The 18,182-nt window shown below is 33.0% G+C and carries 19 protein-coding genes; 12 read left to right on the plus strand and 7 right to left on the minus strand.

Translation table 11 applies throughout. From position 1 onward, the window contains the following. Positions 1-504 (plus strand): DUF192 domain-containing protein, encoded by a 504-nt coding sequence (locus tag ABYI63_RS08745; protein ID WP_372755551.1) that lies wholly within the window; start codon positions 1-3, stop codon positions 502-504. Between the two features lie 24 nt (positions 505-528). On the opposite strand, the gene ABYI63_RS08750 is transcribed toward ABYI63_RS08745, so the two are convergent. Both ABYI63_RS08750 and ABYI63_RS08755 read right to left on the minus strand, forming a co-directional pair. Further along, positions 529-1,572 (minus strand): RluA family pseudouridine synthase, encoded by a 1,044-nt coding sequence (locus ABYI63_RS08750; protein WP_372755553.1) that lies wholly within the window; start codon positions 1,570-1,572, stop codon positions 529-531. Positions 1,573-1,611: 39 nt separating this feature from the next. After that, entirely contained in the window at positions 1,612-2,241 is a 630-nt protein-coding gene (locus ABYI63_RS08755) for a PASTA domain-containing protein (protein ID WP_372755555.1), read from the minus strand. 159 nt (positions 2,242-2,400) lie between these two features. Here ABYI63_RS08755 and ABYI63_RS08760 point away from each other — a divergent pair, with 159 nt between their 5' ends. Together ABYI63_RS08760 and coaD are read left to right on the plus strand one after the other, a co-directional pair. Further along, complete coding sequence (locus ABYI63_RS08760) at positions 2,401-3,381, plus strand: D-alanine--D-alanine ligase (RefSeq protein ID WP_372755557.1); 981 nt, start codon at positions 2,401-2,403, stop codon at positions 3,379-3,381. 72 nt (positions 3,382-3,453) lie between these two features. Then, positions 3,454-3,909, plus strand: a complete 456-nt coding sequence (gene coaD / locus ABYI63_RS08765; protein ID WP_372755559.1) for a pantetheine-phosphate adenylyltransferase — start codon at positions 3,454-3,456, stop codon at positions 3,907-3,909. A gap of 58 nt (positions 3,910-3,967) precedes the next feature. On the opposite strand, the gene ABYI63_RS08770 is transcribed toward coaD, so the two are convergent. From ABYI63_RS08770 to ABYI63_RS08780, 3 genes are all read right to left on the minus strand, one after another. Continuing rightward, on the minus strand, positions 3,968-5,632 hold the full coding sequence (locus ABYI63_RS08770; RefSeq protein WP_372755561.1) for a SulP family inorganic anion transporter: 1,665 nt from the start codon (positions 5,630-5,632) through the stop codon (positions 3,968-3,970). Positions 5,633-5,736: 104 nt separating this feature from the next. Next, positions 5,737-6,114 (minus strand): hypothetical protein, encoded by a 378-nt coding sequence (locus ABYI63_RS08775; RefSeq protein ID WP_372755563.1) that lies wholly within the window; start codon positions 6,112-6,114, stop codon positions 5,737-5,739. Positions 6,115-6,227: 113 nt separating this feature from the next. Continuing rightward, positions 6,228-6,809 carry an NUDIX hydrolase gene (locus ABYI63_RS08780; RefSeq protein WP_372755565.1) on the minus strand — a complete coding sequence of 194 codons (582 nt, stop codon included), beginning with the start codon at positions 6,807-6,809 and terminating at the stop codon, positions 6,228-6,230. A 131-nt stretch (positions 6,810-6,940) separates the two neighbouring features. Between ABYI63_RS08780 and pyrE the strand changes: the two genes are divergently transcribed. Both pyrE and ABYI63_RS08790 read left to right on the plus strand, forming a co-directional pair. After that, positions 6,941-7,585, plus strand: a complete 645-nt coding sequence (gene pyrE, locus ABYI63_RS08785; RefSeq protein ID WP_372755567.1) for an orotate phosphoribosyltransferase — start codon at positions 6,941-6,943, stop codon at positions 7,583-7,585. A gap of 82 nt (positions 7,586-7,667) precedes the next feature. Continuing rightward, positions 7,668-8,063 carry an SRPBCC family protein gene (locus tag ABYI63_RS08790; protein WP_372755569.1) on the plus strand — a complete coding sequence of 132 codons (396 nt, stop codon included), beginning with the start codon at positions 7,668-7,670 and terminating at the stop codon, positions 8,061-8,063. Here ABYI63_RS08790 and ABYI63_RS08795 read toward each other — a convergent pair. After that, the gene (locus ABYI63_RS08795) at positions 8,060-8,791 is read right to left on the minus strand and encodes a biotin--[acetyl-CoA-carboxylase] ligase (protein WP_372755571.1); all 732 of its coding nucleotides are present in this window, start codon (positions 8,789-8,791) and stop codon (positions 8,060-8,062) included. The two genes, ABYI63_RS08790 and ABYI63_RS08795, sit on opposite strands and share 4 nt — an antisense overlap. Positions 8,792-8,885: 94 nt before the next feature. On the opposite strand from ABYI63_RS08795, the gene rsfS reads away from it, so the two are divergent. The 6 genes from rsfS to ABYI63_RS08825 all read left to right on the plus strand — a co-directional run bounded on the left by rsfS (position 8,886) and on the right by ABYI63_RS08825 (position 13,663). Next, positions 8,886-9,257 carry a ribosome silencing factor gene (gene rsfS, locus ABYI63_RS08800; protein WP_372755573.1) on the plus strand — a complete coding sequence of 124 codons (372 nt, stop codon included), beginning with the start codon at positions 8,886-8,888 and terminating at the stop codon, positions 9,255-9,257. Positions 9,258-9,265: 8 nt separating this feature from the next. Continuing rightward, entirely contained in the window at positions 9,266-11,209 is a 1,944-nt protein-coding gene (ftsH, locus tag ABYI63_RS08805; RefSeq protein ID WP_372755575.1) for an ATP-dependent zinc metalloprotease FtsH, read from the plus strand. A 117-nt stretch (positions 11,210-11,326) separates the two neighbouring features. Next, on the plus strand, positions 11,327-11,935 hold the full coding sequence (locus tag ABYI63_RS08810) for an LUD domain-containing protein (RefSeq protein WP_372755577.1): 609 nt from the start codon (positions 11,327-11,329) through the stop codon (positions 11,933-11,935). Position 11,936: 1 nt separating this feature from the next. Beyond that, the gene (locus ABYI63_RS08815) at positions 11,937-12,758 is read left to right on the plus strand and encodes a phosphatidate cytidylyltransferase (protein WP_372755579.1); all 822 of its coding nucleotides are present in this window, start codon (positions 11,937-11,939) and stop codon (positions 12,756-12,758) included. Next, complete coding sequence (locus ABYI63_RS08820; protein WP_372755581.1) at positions 12,748-13,404, plus strand: phosphatidylserine decarboxylase family protein; 657 nt, start codon at positions 12,748-12,750, stop codon at positions 13,402-13,404. Before ABYI63_RS08815 ends, ABYI63_RS08820 begins: the two co-directional genes overlap by 11 nt. Next, positions 13,397-13,663 carry an acyl-CoA-binding protein gene (locus ABYI63_RS08825; RefSeq protein WP_372755583.1) on the plus strand — a complete coding sequence of 89 codons (267 nt, stop codon included), beginning with the start codon at positions 13,397-13,399 and terminating at the stop codon, positions 13,661-13,663. The genes ABYI63_RS08820 and ABYI63_RS08825 overlap by 8 nt, the downstream gene beginning before the upstream one ends. A 98-nt stretch (positions 13,664-13,761) precedes the next feature. On the opposite strand, the gene argS is transcribed toward ABYI63_RS08825, so the two are convergent. Next, a complete protein-coding gene (argS, locus tag ABYI63_RS08830; RefSeq protein ID WP_372755585.1) occupies positions 13,762-15,537 on the minus strand; it encodes an arginine--tRNA ligase in 1,776 nt (591 codons plus the stop codon). A 472-nt stretch (positions 15,538-16,009) separates the two neighbouring features. On the opposite strand from argS, the gene ABYI63_RS08835 reads away from it, so the two are divergent. Continuing rightward, positions 16,010-18,064 carry an ATP-binding protein gene (locus ABYI63_RS08835; protein WP_372755587.1) on the plus strand — a complete coding sequence of 685 codons (2,055 nt, stop codon included), beginning with the start codon at positions 16,010-16,012 and terminating at the stop codon, positions 18,062-18,064. Positions 18,065-18,182 lie beyond the last annotated feature (118 nt).

An 18,182-nucleotide genomic window follows, 5' to 3' on the forward strand; every position in this document is an offset into this window, starting at 1 on the left:
ATGCGTTTCAAACGGTTTTCGTTACAAATTGCTTTAACTTTAAGTCTATGTGCTTTAAGTATCTTGGCTTGTAAAGACGACAAAAAGGTAATTAAACAAACCGAAATCTCTTTTAAAAAAGAAGGTGAACTTACTATTTTTAAAACAGATTCAACAACAGTAACCTTAGATATTGAAATAGCTGATACCGATTTTGATATTCAAACGGGATTGATGTACCGAGATGCGATGTCTGAAAAGCAAGCCATGTTATTTGTGTTTGAGGATGAAACCGAACGTTATTTTTATATGAAAAATACGAAAATAGCTTTAGACCTCATCTTTATAAGCGCGAACAAAACCATAGTAAGTTTTCAAAAAAATGCAAAACCTTTTGATGAAAGCTCACTACCATCCAATGTTCCTGCCCAATACGTTTTAGAAGTAAATGCAGGACTGGTTGACTCTTGGGGACTTGCCATTGGAAATACGATAAGTTATTCAGAAAGTCAAAGTCTTCAATAAGAAATAATAGCAAAAAAAACACTCTTACTCTTCCAAACCTTGATGCTTAGAGTAGGTACGCCATTTTTCAATACACTGCTGCATATCTTCAGGAATTTCTGTATTAAATCGCATAAACTCACCAGTTTTGGGATGTACAAACCCCAATGTTTTAGCATGTAAAGCCTGTCTTGGTAAAATTTTAAAACAATTATCTACAAACTGTTTGTATTTAGTAAATGTGGTTCCTTTTAACACTTTTTCGCCACCGTAACGCTCATCATTAAACAAGGTGTGCCCAATATGCTTCATGTGCACGCGTATTTGGTGCGTACGTCCTGTTTCCAGCTTACAAGACACTAAAGTAACATATCCCAAGCGTTCCAATACTTTGTAATGTGTAACTGCAGGTTTACCTTTATCGGCTTCATCGTCTAAAAATACGGTGTTTTGTAACCTATTTTTTGGATGTCTACCAATATTACCTTCAACAGTGCCTTCGTCCGCTTCAATATTACCCCAAACAATTGCCACGTATTCACGTTCACTCGTTTTTTCAGCAAACTGTAACGATAAATGCGCCATAGCTTGTTCCGTTTTGGCTATTACTAAAAGACCACTTGTATCTTTATCAATTCTGTGTACCAACCCTGGGCGTTCGCTAGAGTTATTAGGTAAATTTTCAATTCGGTATATAAGCGCATTAATAAGTGTTCCTGAATAATTACCATGACCTGGATGCACTACCATTCCCGCTGGTTTATTTACAACTAGCAATTGGTCGTCTTCATAAACCACATCTAAGGGAATATCTTCACCAACCAATAAATTTTCGTGTGGTGGATGGGTAAAAAGCACTCGGATATTATCGTGAGGTTTTACTTTGTAATTTGATTTTACAGGTGCTCCATTAACATAAATACTTCCGTTTTTGGCTGCTTCCTGAATTTTGTTTCGGGTAGCATTCTCAACAAAATTCATTAAATATTTATCTATTCGAAGTGGATTTTGACCTTTATCTACGGTAAACGCATGGTGTTCGTAAAGATCGCTTTCATCATCAATAAAATCTGGGGTATAATCTTCCATCGCAATATATCAACTGTGTTAACCACAGATAGGGTTATTTTAAAAATTTAAATCGGAAGCTGATTCGTTATAATCAGTTTCATTTAAAGGAATACTGTCTGAAACTGCTTCTGATCCTGGTCTGTTACCATTACCAAGCACTAAATCGATTGCTGTTGTTTTAGGCAACTTTGCCCCTTGTTTAATTTCAGAACCTTTATATTGAACTTTAAGTACTAGATCTTTAGCTATATTATCAATATATGTAAGCTTGCCAACCTTAAAACCTAAAGCCTCCAAAGTTGGTTTCGCTTGCCTAAAGGTACGATCTTTTAAATCAGGAACCGTAATTTTTCTATAGCCCGAAGGATTCACCGTTATATATATTTTACGGTCTTCCTTTACCTTAGCACCCGCTTTAGGCTCCTGATCAATAACAGAAAACTTTGGGTAATCAGGATTATAGTTTGCAGAATCCTGAATTTCCAGAATAAGGTCTTGCTCCTCTAATTCTATACTGGCAACGCTTAAAGATTTCCCTTTTAGTTCCGGAACAGTTTTAAACTCTCCGTGATTTGTTGTAAAGTTTAACCATCTCAAAATAATAAAACTAATAACAACTACTGCTCCTACAGCAAGCAATACTTGTTTGAAAAACACTTTACTGGTTAGAAATTTTTTAAGGCTCATTTATAAAATTTTCGATGAGGCAAAGATATAAAAACAGAACTGTTTTTTCTTTTCCAATTTAAGTGATATTTTAGCTTAACTATTAATAGATACAAAATATAGTCGTTTTTAGACACAAAATTGATTTTTCCTTTACAGGAAGCGACAAATAATTAAGACATGAAAAAAAATATTGCTATCATTATGGGAGGGTATTCAAGTGAATATCAAATCTCATTAAAAAGCGGAAATGTAGTTTATGACACCCTTGATGCTTCAAAATACAACGCTTTTAGAATTCATATTTTTAAAGAAAAATGGGTATATGTGGATAGCAATGAAGCTGAATTCCCTATTGATAAAAACGATTTTTCAGTTACAAAAAACAATTCAAAAATAACATTTGATTGTGTTTTTAACGCCATTCATGGTTCCCCAGGCGAAGATGGTTACATGCATGCTTATTTTAAATTACTAAACATTCCGCAAACAAGTTGCGATATGTATCAGGCAGCACTAACCTACAATAAACGCGATTGTTTAAGCACTTTAAAACCCTATGGCATCAAAACTGCTGAATCCTACTACCTAAATTTAGGTGATGAAATTAATGAAGATACTATAATTTCTAAAGTAGGATTACCGTGTTTTATAAAAGCCAACAAAGCTGGAAGTAGTTTTGGTGTGAGTAAAGTGCACAAAAAAGAAGACATTAAAAACGCCATAGATGTAGCTTTTAAAGAAGATGATGAAATTATTATTGAATCTTTTTTAGATGGTACAGAAGTTTCGGTTGGGGTTATTAACTTTCAAGGAGAAACCAAGGTATTACCAATAACTGAGATCGTGAGTGAAAATGATTTTTTTGATTATGAAGCTAAATATTTAGGAAAATCAAAAGAAATAACCCCAGCTCGATTAACGAAAGAAGAAGAAACAAAAGTAACGGCACTTGCTAAAAAAGTATATGAAGTTTTAAAAATGAAAGGTTTTAGTAGGAGCGAATATATTTTTAAAAATGGTGAACCTCATTTGTTAGAAGTAAACACAGTACCCGGATTAACGTTAGCAAGTATTTTACCGCAACAAGCAGCCGCAGCAGGCATTACTTTGAAGGAACTGTTTGATAATGCGATAGAAGAGGCCTTGAAAACCAAATAATAATTGTTATCTAAATTTTTAGAAATTGTCGTACCTATAATACAATTCCAATTAGAGCAGAAATAAAAAAGAATGAAAAAAGCCTTATTTCCAGGGTCGTTTGACCCATTAACTTTAGGACACTACGATATAATTAAGCGTGGCGTAACACTTTTTGATGAAGTCATTGTCGCTATTGGAGTGAACTCCGAAAAAAAATACATGTTTTCACTTGAAGAACGCACTGCGTTTATAGAGAATGCCTTTAAAGACGAACCTAAAGTAAAAGTAATAACTTACAAAGGCTTGACTGTTGATTTTTGTAAGGAAATAAATGTTGAATTTATTTTACGTGGTTTAAGAAATCCAGCCGATTTTGAGTTTGAAAAAGCCATTGCTCATGCCAACAGACGTTTAGCAACCATTGAAACAGTGTTTCTATTAACTTCCGCTAAAACCTCTTTTATTTCATCCTCAATTGTGCGAGATGTAATTAAAAATGATGGTGATTACACCAAGTTTGTACCTAATAGTGTAAGGGTAAAATAGTTTTAGTTAAATGTATATCTTACATACTAACCTTGTGCCTTCTAAATTTTAAACTGCCTTAAAACTTATACTCTCTTAATGATTTTGGAAAATTCTCTGGATTTTCTGCTAAATAATAACGCGGATCATCAACTGCTTCAACAATAACCTCTTTAAATTTAGGGTTTGCCTTGTAAAGCAAGATTTTACAATCTTCACTTAAATGTTTCAGCTTAATGGTTTTTCCTTCCGCTTCATATTTGTTCACCAAATTAAATATGGCTTCTAAAGCAGAATGATCGCTAATTCGTGATTCAACAAAATCAATTTCAACATGGTCTGGGTCATTTTTTACATCAAATTTTTCATTAAAAGCTAAAATAGAACCAAAGAATAGCGGCCCCCAAATTTCATACGTTTTAATTTTCCCATCTTCAGAAAAACGTTTTCTGGCTCTAATTTTTTTCGCATTTTCCCAGGCAAATACTAAGGCCGAAATAATAACACCAACAAAAACCGCAATAGCCAAATCGTAAATAACAGTAACGGCAGAAACTACAACCAAAACAAATGCATCCGATCTTGGTATTTTTCTAATAATTCGGAAACTTGACCAAGCGAAGGTTTCAATAACCATCATAAACATAACACCAATAAGTGCCGCAATCGGCACTTGTTCAATATATTTATCCGTAAATAAAATAAAGGTTAATAGGGTTAATGCCATCATAATACCAGACAATCGGCCACGACCACCTGCATTCACGTTAATAACAGTTTGACCAATCATTCCACAACCGCCTGTACCTCCAAAAAGACCACTTAGTATATTTCCTGCACCTTGAGCAACACATTCTCTGTTACCGTCTCCACGGGTTTCGGTTAATTCATCCACCAGATTCATGGTCATTAACGACTCTATTAATCCAACCGATGCAGCTAGAAATGCGTATGGCAATATAAATTTAAGCGTATCTAAATTTATAGGTAAATGCTGCCATAATTCTAAATTCGGAGTCGGAAATTCTCCTTTCAAACCTTTTCCACCACCCTCTATAATATAAGAACCAACAGTACTAACATCCAAACCGCCAAATACAACAATAGCTGTGGTAATAAGAATGGCCGTTAAAGCTGCTGGAATTTTAGTTGTTAGCTTAGGTAAAGCCCACATTACCCCCATGGTTAATAAAACTAACCCTATCATAACATACAACTCAGATCCTTGCATTGGGATGTTAATATATTCCTTAACCCCTTCTGCACTTATCTCTAATTTTTTATGTGAAAACATACGTACTTGGGCAAGAAAAATAACAATAGCCAAACCATTAACGAACCCGAGCATGACTGAATGCGGAATTAAACGTACAAAGCGCCCTAACTTAAACACCCCTGCCCCTATTTGGAATATACCCATAAGAATAACAGCTGCCAATAAATAGAAGTAGCCCATATTTTCTACTGGCACATCAAATAGCATCTCTTTGGCGTGACCTTCCGAAATTAAATGCACAAAAATAACCGCAACCGCACCAGCAGCACCTGAAATTAAGCCAGGTCTACCTCCAAAAGCAGCGGTTATTAATCCTATAATAAAGGCTCCAGACAAGGCCACTAGAGGATCTATTTGAGCCACAAAAGCAAAAGCCACAACTTCTGGAATCATGGCTAATGAAACGGTTATACCCGCCAAAACATCATCTTTAACGTTTGGTGTAATCTTCCTTACTAATTCAGTCATGAGTTCTTATTTTGAAGGCGCAAATTTACATTTAATAAATAAGTTTCACGAATGAAACCTATATTAAAGGTTATAAAACTACTAAAACGTTTGAGGATAAACCGTTATTTAGATGTTTCTAAGACATTTAGCCAATTGAGTGCTTCAACCCTGTCTCGAAATAATTGAATATTCCAATTGCTACTTTTATTAATATTAATTAGAGTTTCGGTGGACATTAAACCTGCAGTAGAAGACACCACAACCGCCATAGCTTCTATTTCCTTTAGATTGATAATAGTTCTTTGCGCTTGAAAATTATAGCTGTACGAATTTTTTTTATTGATTAACAAAAAGATGGGAGGTTTTAAATAAGTTAGTAAAAAATCATGATATTCATCTATCAAAACTTCATTCATTTCCACACCTTCATTTACAATAACTTCTGCTAAATTCTCCTTGATAACAATAATTTCTCCAAATGACAATTTATAAGTTTTCATGTAATTTCTTTAAATTTTTGAGAGATTTAAAAAATTACAACGACTTCAATATGTTTAATAATAGCAAATTAATTTAAAAAGAGAGCTTACGCGTTTTTGTTAAGATACAAAAATTAAATTAAACTCTTAATATTCGCATAAGAGTTTTCAAGAGCAACAGGCACTTGCGCTTCGTTTAACCATTCTACTTTGGTGATACCTTCTTCTTCTTGTGCGTACAAAACGCCGGCAAAACTTGTTTTCATTTCAAACCAATAAGTCACCTTAATATTATGGTTTCCATTCCGTTTAAAAATATGATAGGTAGTTTCTAATGGTTTTGTAATTTCTAAACCGGCAACGCCAGTTTCTTCGGTTACCTCTCTAATAGCAGTTTTTTCAATACTTTCATTACCTTCTATCTTGCCTTTAGGTAAATCCCATTTGTCGTTTCTGTAGATAAAAAGTATTTCATTTTTATCATTAAACACTTTTCCGCCACCAGCAACAACGTTTGGGAGCTTTTTTAAAAACTTCTTCAAAAGCTTTTCAGCATTCTTGTGGATTAAGCGAACTTCTTCTAATTTAGTTGTATTGAGTTCTTTTATAACCTTCCCAATATTAACAGTATCAAGCAAATAGTTCTTAAAATTTGTTTCTTGCTCAACCTTAGTAGTTAAAATTATGGGCTTATCACCTACAAAAACTTTATACATTCCTTAATTAATAATTACAATTTTTGTAAAAATATCATTTTTAGTTACAAACTATGCATTGTTGAAAAAAATATTTTTTAAATCAATTTATCGCCACCATGTAAAACTAAATTTATGTTATTTTTGTGGCTATGATTTTTAATAAAGATACCGCTCGAAAAACTGCTGAAGTTTTGTTGCAAATTAATGCTATAAAACTTAGCCCTAAGGAGCCATTTACTTGGGCTTCTGGCTGGAAATCACCTATTTATTGTGATAACCGCATTGTATTATCGTTTCCACCTGTTAGAAATTACATTCGCGAAACTATGGCGAAACAAATTGAAAATCAATATGGAAAGCCAGATGTAATTGCTGGTGTTGCAACAGGTGCCATTGGTATTGGCATGTTAGTTGCAGAATATATGGGGTTACCTTTTGTTTATGTAAGACCTGACGCAAAAAGCCATGGGAGAAAAAACCAAATTGAAGGTTTTTTACAAAACGGACAAAATGTTGTGGTGGTTGAAGATTTAATAAGCACCGGAGGCAGTAGTTTAAATGCTGTAAGAGCTTTAAAAGAAGCTCGTGTAAATGTAAAAGGCATGATTGCTATTTTCACATATGGGTTTAACATTTCTGTTAAAAATTTTGAAGCTGAAAACATCAAACTTCAAACCTTAAGTGATTATAATAGTTTATTAGAACAGGCCTTAAAAACAAATTACATTACTGAAAAAGAATTAGCTACTTTAACGGAATGGAACACCAATCCGAGTGAATGGAACGCTAAATAACACTAGGGTTAGAATTTAACAGGTCGTTTAGAGTACTAAACACCTTTCGTTCAATAACCGCTGTAACAATTAACCAAATAAAATGAATTTAGAATCTCCAAAAATAAGTGTTGAAAAATCTCCGGAAGCCGTTTTTGACTTTTTAGCCGATGTTAAAAATTTTGAATCGTTAATGCCGGACAACATTAGCAAATTTGAAGTATTAGGTGAAGATACATTTCTATTTGCATTAAAAGGGATGCCGGAAATTATCCTTAAAAAGAAAGAAGTGATTCCCCCAAACAAAATCGTTTTAGGTGCTGCTGGTGGAAAAATAGATTTTTCATTAGTAGGTAACATTACTAAAAAAGGCGACACTTCAAGTGACGTGCAATTGCAATTTTCGGGAGATTTCAACCCAATGATGGCAATGATGATAAAAGGCCCAATAAGCAAATTTATTGAAACCCTGGCCACAAGTATTCCAAAAGCTATTTAATATAATAAAGTAATCGTTTTAAATTCGAATTCCTTTAAAATACTATCTTCCAGCAGTACTTGAAGACATCCAGAATCTGAAACACTTTTTATAAAACCAGAAAACATATTACCTTCAGCATCTTTAAATGTTGAAGGTTTATTTTTTCTAAAAAGGCAGTTTTCATATTTTGATTTTAATTTATCCAACTCACCCTTCTTTAACATATTAAAATAATATTTTAGATTTTTTACTACCGCATGAGCCACTTCATCTAAATCATAAACTCGTCCAGAAACAATTCGTAAAGAAGATGCTTGCGGCAAATTATCAAAGGCTAATTGATTTACATTCAAGCCAATACCAATTATTGAATTTGCAAATTTTCCTTGCTTTATCACATTTTCAATTAAAATGCCACATATTTTTTTGTTCTCTGACAAAATGTCGTTTGGCCATTTAATACTTAATTTGTTAATAGAGAGTCCTTTTAAGGTTTTAATTATAGCCAATGAAGTTACAATGCTAATATGAAATGGATTTTCTAAGTCAAAAACCGAAATATCCTTATAAACACTGAATGTCAGGCTTTTAGACTCTTGAGAATCCCAAACCGTTCCCATTTGCCCTCTCCCTTGCGTTTGTTTATTGGCTATTACAGCAGTATAATCGGCCACCAAGACATCATTACATAATTGCCTTAAATAGCTGTTTGTAGAATCGGTGGCATTAAGTTTGATTATATGCATTATAGGTTATTATGTAGTATATAAAATCTTATGATAATTTTAAACCATAAAGAACTAAAAAAATAATAACTTTGCAAAAATTTAAAAAATTTTAATGACGAAAAAAAATACAAATGCAGACCAATTGATATCTGTTATAATTAGTGGCATTGAAGACGTTAAAGGAAAAGAAATAAATATTCTTGATTTAAGAGAAATTGAAAATACTGTTTGCGATTATTTTATAATCTGCGAAGGAACTTCAAACACACAAGTTAACGCTATAGTTAATTCTGTTCAGAAAAAAGTAAGCAAAGAACTTAAAGATCACCCATGGCATACCGAAGGTCTCGATAATGCTGAATGGGTATTAATGGATTATGTGAACGTTGTAGTGCATGTTTTTCAAAAACAAATACGACAATATTATGATATTGAAAGTCTTTGGGGCGATGCAAAAACAACGGTTATACAAACTAGTTACTAAAAAATAGAATGGCAAAAGATAAAAAAAACATAAACGATAATAAACCAAAATTCAGTCCGTACTGGATTTATGGTATTTTAATCGCCCTATTTTTAGGGTTTCAATTGTTTAGTAATAACTCCTATCAAGATGGTAGTTCTACAACGCCTTCAGAATTTTTTAGATTTCTAGAAAACGGTGATATTGCACAAGTAGATATTATTAAAAACACCCGTGTTGCTAAGGTATATTTAACTTCGGAAGCTGAAACACAAGAGATTCATAAAAAATCGAAGCCAACTTCTTTATTACCAACGGCAACCAAACTTCCTAACTACAAATTCGAATTTGGAGATCTTCAAAATTTTGAAAATCAATTGAATGAAGTTGCTAAAGATTTACCAAACAAGCCAATTATAAAATTTGATACTGAAACTGATAATTGGGGCAACCTTCTTATGAGTATCCTACCTTTTATATTACTAATTGGTGTTTGGATTTTTATAATGAGACGTATGTCTGGTGGTGCCGGAGGTGGTGCCGGAGGGCAAATTTTCAATATTGGAAAATCCAAAGCAAAACTTTTTGATCAAAACACAGAAGTTAAAACAACATTTAAAGATGTAGCTGGTTTAGAAGGAGCTAAAGAAGAAGTACAAGAAATAGTTGACTTCCTAAAATTCCCTGAAAAATACACATCTTTAGGTGGAAAAATACCTAAAGGAGCGCTACTTGTAGGACCTCCTGGAACAGGTAAAACCCTATTAGCGAGAGCCGTTGCTGGTGAAGCTAAAGTACCTTTCTTCTCTTTATCAGGGTCCGATTTCGTGGAAATGTTTGTGGGTGTGGGCGCCTCTCGTGTTCGTGACTTGTTCAAACAAGCAAAAGAAAAATCGCCATCAATCATTTTTATAGATGAGATTGATGCTATTGGTCGTGCCAGAGGTAAGAATGCCATGTCTGGAAGTAATGATGAACGTGAAAACACCTTAAATCAATTACTTACAGAAATGGATGGTTTTGGCACAAATACTAATGTAATTGTGCTTGCAGCAACCAATAGAGCTGATATTTTAGATACTGCCTTAATGCGTGCAGGACGTTTTGATAGACAAATTTATGTTGATTTACCAGACGTTCGAGAGCGTAAAGAAATTTTTGAAGTTCACTTAAGACCTCTAAAAAAAGCAGAAAATTTAGATCTAGATTTCTTATCAAAACAAACACCTGGTTTTTCAGGTGCTGATATTGCCAATGTTTGTAATGAAGCCGCTTTAATCGCAGCTAGAAATGGTAAAAAATCGGTAGATAAACAAGACTTTTTAGATGCCGTTGATAGAATTATTGGTGGTTTAGAAAAGAAAAATAAGATCATAACAACTAGTGAGAAACGCGCCGTTGCATTTCACGAAGCTGGACATGCTGTGGTAAGCTGGATGCTAGAGCATGCTGCACCACTTGTAAAGGTAACTATTGTGCCTCGTGGACGTTCATTAGGTGCTGCGTGGTATTTGCCAGAAGAACGTCTAATTGTTCACCCTGAACAAATGCTAGACGAAATGTGTGCTGCTTTAGGTGGTCGTGCTGCAGAAAAAGTTATTTTCAATAAAATTTCCACTGGTGCATTAAGCGATTTAGAGAAAGTTACTAAGCAAGCAAGAGCCATGGTTACCATTTATGGCTTAAGCGATAAAATTGGGAATTTAACCTATTACGACTCGTCTGGACAAAATGAATATGGCTTTACGAAACCTTATAGTGAACAAACTGCGGTATTAATTGATAAAGAAATTTCGGAAATAATTGAAACACAATATCAACGCGCCATTAAACTTTTGGAAGAACATAAAGACAAACTTATTGAACTGGCAGAGGTTCTTCTTGAAAAGGAAGTAATTTTCAAAGATAACCTTGAAAAAATATTTGGCAAGCGTTCTTTTGAAAAAGAAGACGTTGAAACCAAAGAACAGTAATTTTTAAAGTTACTACAACAAGCTTTAAGTAAAAATCTTAAATTAATCGCATGGTTAATTTAAGATTTTTTATATTTGATAACCTCAAAAAGAATTATATTAATAGCAGCTTACTAAATGAGTCTTTTTAGAAAAATTTTTGGTCTGAAACCAGACGAATCATCGCAAGATGAAAAATCTAATGATAGAGGCAAGTATATGCCCGAAATCAAGCTACCTATAGACGAAAAGTTTACCATAAACTTTAAAGCCAATGGTGGAAAATTCTTGTATTGTGAAAATTTAAATGAAATTTACGATAATCTTGAAAACATTATCGAAGAAAACAATTGGACCAATAAAGAGACTTTGATATTAGACGATAATATGAAAGACCGATTTAAAAATTCCGAGCTGCTCCCTACAACAAAAGTATCCGAGGCTACCATTTTTTTAACAACTTGCGAAAATTTAATAGCAAATGATGGGTCTTTACTAATTTCATCAAAGCAAATTTTTGAAAAAAAACTACAAGAATTACCAGCAAACTTTATCGTATTTGCTACAACTAGTCAAATAGTTGAAAACATTGGAGAAGGTTTAAGAGGAATCAAATCTAAAAACAAACAAAAAATCCCAACCAACATTACCACCATAAAGCATTTTAAATCTAACGATGAAAAAGACTTTTTAAGTTATGGTAGTAGTGCAAAAAATCTATACTTACTCCTTTTAGAAGATTTATAGAATGAAGGAAATGCTTATTCGGTCTTGTTCTGGCTTACTCTATGTACTGCTTTTACTTCTGTGTTTTAACAATCAGCACTTGCTAATTGCGCTTTTCTTTGTGTTTGGCATTATCTGTTTGTCGGAATTTAAGAAGTTAATTCAACTAAAAAGCATTGTTCCTTACATTATATTCAGCATCCTTTACATCGTATTTGTGTATTGGAAATTGCTTTTAAAAACAAAAATGGGTATTGATGAAGCCATACAAATACTTATGGTTCTAACTATTTTTATTGAGTTATTTTTAATTAAAGACTTATTCTCGGAAAACACAACGCCTCTTTTTAGTTCGAAACAATTTGTGCTTACAACCTTTTATATCTCTAGCGCATTTGTTTTTTTAATTTTAATTGCCGATTACCACGACGTTTATAATCCAAATATTCTTTTAGGCTCTTTTATTTTGGTTTGGGTTAATGACTCTTTTGCTTATTTGGTGGGCAAAAATTTTGGCAAACAAAAGCTTTTTGAAAAAATTTCACCTAAGAAAACAGTAGAAGGTTTTCTTGGTGGTTTGTTTTTTTCGTGCATAGCTAGCTATTTTATTGCTACCTTTACCGAAACATTAAGCTTTACAAGCTGGCTTGTTTTAAGCATCGTAGTAAGTGTTTTTGGCACTTTAGGAGACTTAATAGAGTCCAAGTTTAAAAGACAAGCAAATGTGAAAGATAGTGGTATTATAATGCCCGGGCATGGAGGCTTGTTAGATAGGTTAGATAGCATTATTTTTGCAGCACCATTTATATATTTATTTTTAAGAATTTTACATTATGTTTCATAAAGAGGGTCATAAAATTATTTTTTTAACATTCGTTTTCGTTGTTGGGTGTTCTTTGTTGGTAGATAGTTTTATACCTGTTATGTGGTTGCGTACCATTGTTTTATTAACGCTAATAGCATTCTTAATACTTATTCTTCAATTTTTTAGAAACCCTAAACGTAATACCGTTCCAAATAACAACCAAGTTTTTTCTCCAGTTGATGGTAAAGTCGTTGTTATTGAAGAAGTATTTGAAAAAGAATATTTTAATGACAAACGCTTACAAGTAAGTGTATTTATGTCTCCTATAAATGTTCACGTTACACGCTACCCAATCGGTGGAACAGTTGTTTTTAGCAAATACCATCCAGGAAAGTTTTTAGTAGCATGGCATCCAAAAGCAAGTGAAGAAAACGAGCGTACTACTGTGGTAGTTGAAAACCAAACCTACGGCAAAGTATTATACCGCCAAATAGCTGGTGCACTCGCAAAACGTATAGTAAATTACGCTAAACAGGGCGATATCGCAACACAAGGGGCTGATTCTGGTTTTATTAAATTTGGCTCTAGGGTTGATTTATTTTTACCTTTAGACACTAAAATTAAAGTTGAACTGAACCAAAAAGTACGTGGTGGAGAAAGTATTATTGCGGAGTTACATGACTAATGACGAATTAGAAATAGAATTTCAGGATGCTGTTGACCGTGTAAATGCTTACACCGGGCGTTTCCCTGCTGATGTTTTGTTGAATTTATATGCTTATTACAAAAAGGCGACCAATAATTATAGCCAGCCTAGAGGCAAAAAAGCCATAATAAATGCTTTTAAAACCAACGCCTTATTTCAGGTAAAAGATGTTTCTCAAAATGAAGCGAAACGCTTGTACATCGATTTGGTTAATAAATACTTCTTATACGGCAAGTAAGCCTTTCAAATATCAAAATTTCAAGATTCCAAAAAAGCAACATATTTCAGAAAGCAAAATTCTGAAAATGAATGAAAACATATTTTTTTTCTAACAACTTACATTCTTTCAGGTACTTGAATTCCTAACACATGGAATGCATTCTTTATTGTAGATGCTACTTTTTTAGATAATTGCACTCTAAATACTTTTTCATTTTCCTTATCAGCTCCTAAAATAGATACATTTTGATAAAATGAATTAAACTCTTTTACCAAATCATAAGTGTAATTAGCCACCAATGCAGGACTGTGTGCCGAAGCTGCATTTTGAATGACTTCTGGAAACAACTCTAATTGTTTAATAAGTTCTTTTTCTTTTGGATGAAGTGGCATTTCAATATTAACAGATAAATCAAAATCTGCCTTTCTTAAAATAGCCTGTATCCTTGCATAGGTGTATTGAATGAATGGCCCTGTGTTTCCTTGAAAATCAATAGAATCTTTCGGGTCGAATAATATTCGTTTCTTAGGGTCTACTTTTAAAATGAAATATTTTAAGGCTCCTAAACCAATAGTTTTATATAATGCTTGTTTTTCGGTATCTGTATAACCATCAAGTTTTCCCAATTCTTCCGAGATTTCACCTGCTGTTGAAGCCATTTCATCAATTAAATCATCAGCATCAACCACGGTACCTTCCCTACTCTTCATTTTTCCACTAGGCAAGTCAACCATACCATAACTTAAATGGTATAGGTTTTTAGCCCACTCAAATCCCAGTTTTTTCAAAATTAAAAACAATACCTGAAAGTGGTAATCTTGTTCATTACCAACGGTGTAAACCATACCACCTACATCTGGAAAATCTTTAATACGTTGAATGGCTGTGCCAATATCTTGCGTCATATATACCGCAGTACCATCGGAACGCTGAACTATTTTTTTATCTAAACCTTCATCGGTTAAATCGCACCAAACAGAACCATCGGTTTCTTTAATAAAAACACCCGACTTTAAACCTTCTGCAACAAACTCTTTACCTAATAAATACGTGTCGCTTTCATAATACAAAGTATCAAAATCAACTCCTAAGTTTTTATAAGTTTCGGCAAACCCGTCATACACCCATCCATTCATCAACTTCCAAAGTGATACAACTTCTTCATCTCCCGCTTCCCATTTTTGAAGCATTGCTTGCGCTTCAATTAATAATGGTGCACTTTTTTTAGCTTCCTCTTCCGTTTTACCAGATGCTTTTAAACTTTCAATCTCTTTTTTATATTCCTGATCGAATTTCACGTAATAATTCCCGACCAACTTATCTCCTTTTAATCCCGTGCTTTCTGGTGTTTCTCCATTTCCAAAACGTTTCCAAGCTAACATACTTTTACAAATATGAATCCCTCTATCGTTTATAATCTGGGTTTTGTAAACTTTTTTACCTGCTGCTTTTAAAATTTCGGCAACACTATATCCTAATAAATTATTACGAACATGTCCTAAGTGCAAAGGTTTGTTGGTGTTTGGTGAAGAATATTCTACCATAATAGCCTTGTCGTCCACATTAGGGGTTACATACCCATATAAGGATTCATCTTTAATACTATTAAAAAATTGCGTGTAATAAGTATCACTAATTTCAATATTTAAAAAGCCTTTTACAACATTAAAAGCCTTAACCTCCGTAACATGTGCTACCAAATAGTTACCAATAGTTTCACCAATTTGAACTGGGTTTCCTTTAATAAAACGCAACATTGGGAAAATAACAACGGTAATATCACCTGCAAATTCTTTTCTGGTAGCTTGAAATTCTACCGTTTCTAAGTCAATATTAAAAGATGACAAAACTGCTTGTTTTACTTGGTTTGATAACGTCTCTTGAAGGCTCATTTTATAGTCAATTTTTAAAGTGAGCAAAGATAAAACTTTTATTATAGCTATGCTTCAAATTTTAGTTTAATAAAAATAGAGACCTTAAGTATTACCTTTAAAATAGGCTTATCTTACCAATTAGTAAAAAACACTCAAATTTAGAACATTAAAAAACAACACCTCAAATTTCATAAATAAGGCAACAATTCACTTACAAATTTTTCATTTTTCTATGTTATTTGCCGTTAATCTATTCATCGAATTTTTGGTTTTTTTTAATCTTTCCTTTCAACTAATTTATTGGCATTAAAACGCCGAAATTAGATTTTACAGACACTTTTTCTAACTTTTGTATGGTAAAGCTATTAACATCTCTTCGGAGATTTTTATTAACCAACAACACCATTGCAGCTTGATAGGTAAGCGCTTATTTCCCTCAAATAAGACACTCTTAATTATGGCTATTTTTTTAGTTGTAATATAATATTGTATGAGGAAAATAATTACATTATTTACAATACTGTTTGTATTCTTAAGTCAATCTCAGACTAAGGAATTGGATAGCCTATCCATACAACTTGCTTTTGAAACACAAGATGCTTCTAAAATTGAAACGTCTTTAAAACTTATTAAATTACTTTATGATATCAAAGATTATGATAGAGCCTTAAAGTATATTATTGAAAGTGAAAAACTATCAACAAACTTAAATTACACCAAAGGAATTGCTGAAACTAATTACTTTAAAGCCCTTATTTATGCAGAAAAAGGTGATTATATAAATGCTGTTACTGGGTATGAAAAATCTAAATCACTTTATAAAAGTTTAAGCGACACCTTAGGCATTGCAAAAGTTAATAATAGCATCGGTTTAATTGAAATTAAGCGTGGTAATTACTCCAAAGGTATCCAATACTCTTTAGCTGCAATAAAGGAACTTGAAAAAAGAAATTTAAAAAAAGAACTGAGTACTGCCTATAGCAATTTGGCTAAAGCCTATCAAAATATCAACGCTTCAGATAAGGCTATAAACTTTAATATGAAAGCTGTTGAAATCCAAACGGAGTTAAGAGACAACGCTGGTCTCACACAATCCTACAACCAATTGGCAGACTTGTATTCAAGTAATAATGAAAACCGAAAAGCTATAGAATTTTATGAAAAAGTTCTAAGAGGTAAAAATTCAGATGTCGACTCTCTTAAAGGTAGCATACTACCTAAAATAGGTGCTGAGTATTTAAAATTTAATGATTATGATAAAGCCGCTAAATATTTATTGGAAGGCCTAAATATTAATAGAAAAGCAGACAATAAACTTGGAATTCTTACAGCACTTAACAGTCTTGGGGAGTTAAATTTACAAACCAACAGACTAAAGATAGCCCATTCCCAACTTTATGAAGCAGGTATTATTGCCAAAGGCCTAGATAACAAAGTGGAGTTACTTAAGTATTACAGGCTAATGATGAAATTAGACTCTACAAAAAATAATTTTGACAGAGCATTTATATGGCAACGCGAATATTACAATCTAAAAAACAGCCTAAACAACAGTTATAAGTTAAAAAGTTCCGATTCAGTCTCCTTAGATTTCGATCCTAATTTCGAAAATGATTTGGCCTTAAACAACTCAGAAGAAGGTTCTATAGACACTCTTGTGGGATTAGAAGGTAGCACCGACAAATTCAAACTTATATTTTACGGATTATTGGCAGCACTAGCTATTGTCTCAACATTTTTAATTCTTATATATTTAAAACGAAATAACAATATCAAATACACCCAGGAACTAGAGGAAAAAAACCTAAAAATAGAATTACAAAACGAGGCCTTTGTTGAACAAACTAAACACTTAGAAAACGTAAACAACGTAAAAGATAAACTTTTTTCTATTGTTTCTCACGACCTAAAAGACTCGTTATCATCCATTAACGGGTTTATCGATTTATTGAGAGACGGATCATTAAGTAAGGAAGAATTCGATAATTTAATACCGGAATTAAGTGAAAATGCAAACAACGCATCCTTATTACTTTTCAATCTGTTAAATTGGTCGAAATCGCAAATGCAATCTTTGGAACCAAAACCAACCTTATTTGATGTCCAGGAAGTTTTTGAAGAAAAAGTAAAATTAGTTTTACCGCGTATGGAAAGTAAGGGCATTCAGTTAATAAACCATACACTACGTGATTTTACTTATGCGGACCGAAGCATGTTCGAAATAGTCATTCAAAACCTATTAGCCAACGCTTTAAAATTTTGTAAAAAAGGCGACACCATTACCATTGCAAACCATATAAGCAACGGAAATTGCATTATTAGTATTGCAGACACTGGCATAGGAATCTCCAAACATAATTTAGACAAACTATTCAAAAATAGCTCATTTACCACCGTAGGCACAAATAACGAAAAAGGCACTGGCCTAGGATTATCTATTTGTAAAGAATTGGTAGAACTAAATCATGGTAAAATTTGGGTAGAAAGCACGGTAAATGAAGGTAGTACATTTTATGTGCAGCTGCCAAAATCAAGGCCTGCTTAAAAATTTAGTTGGACGTTTCCCAAAAGGGTCTGGCTATCTATTACAATCATTTTTTGCAGCCTTCACCAAAACTATTTCATATGATTTTAACACTTTGAAAACCCAAACATCATTACCT

This window comes from Mariniflexile sp. (assembly GCF_041583155.1).
Classification (GTDB): domain Bacteria; phylum Bacteroidota; class Bacteroidia; order Flavobacteriales; family Flavobacteriaceae; genus Mariniflexile.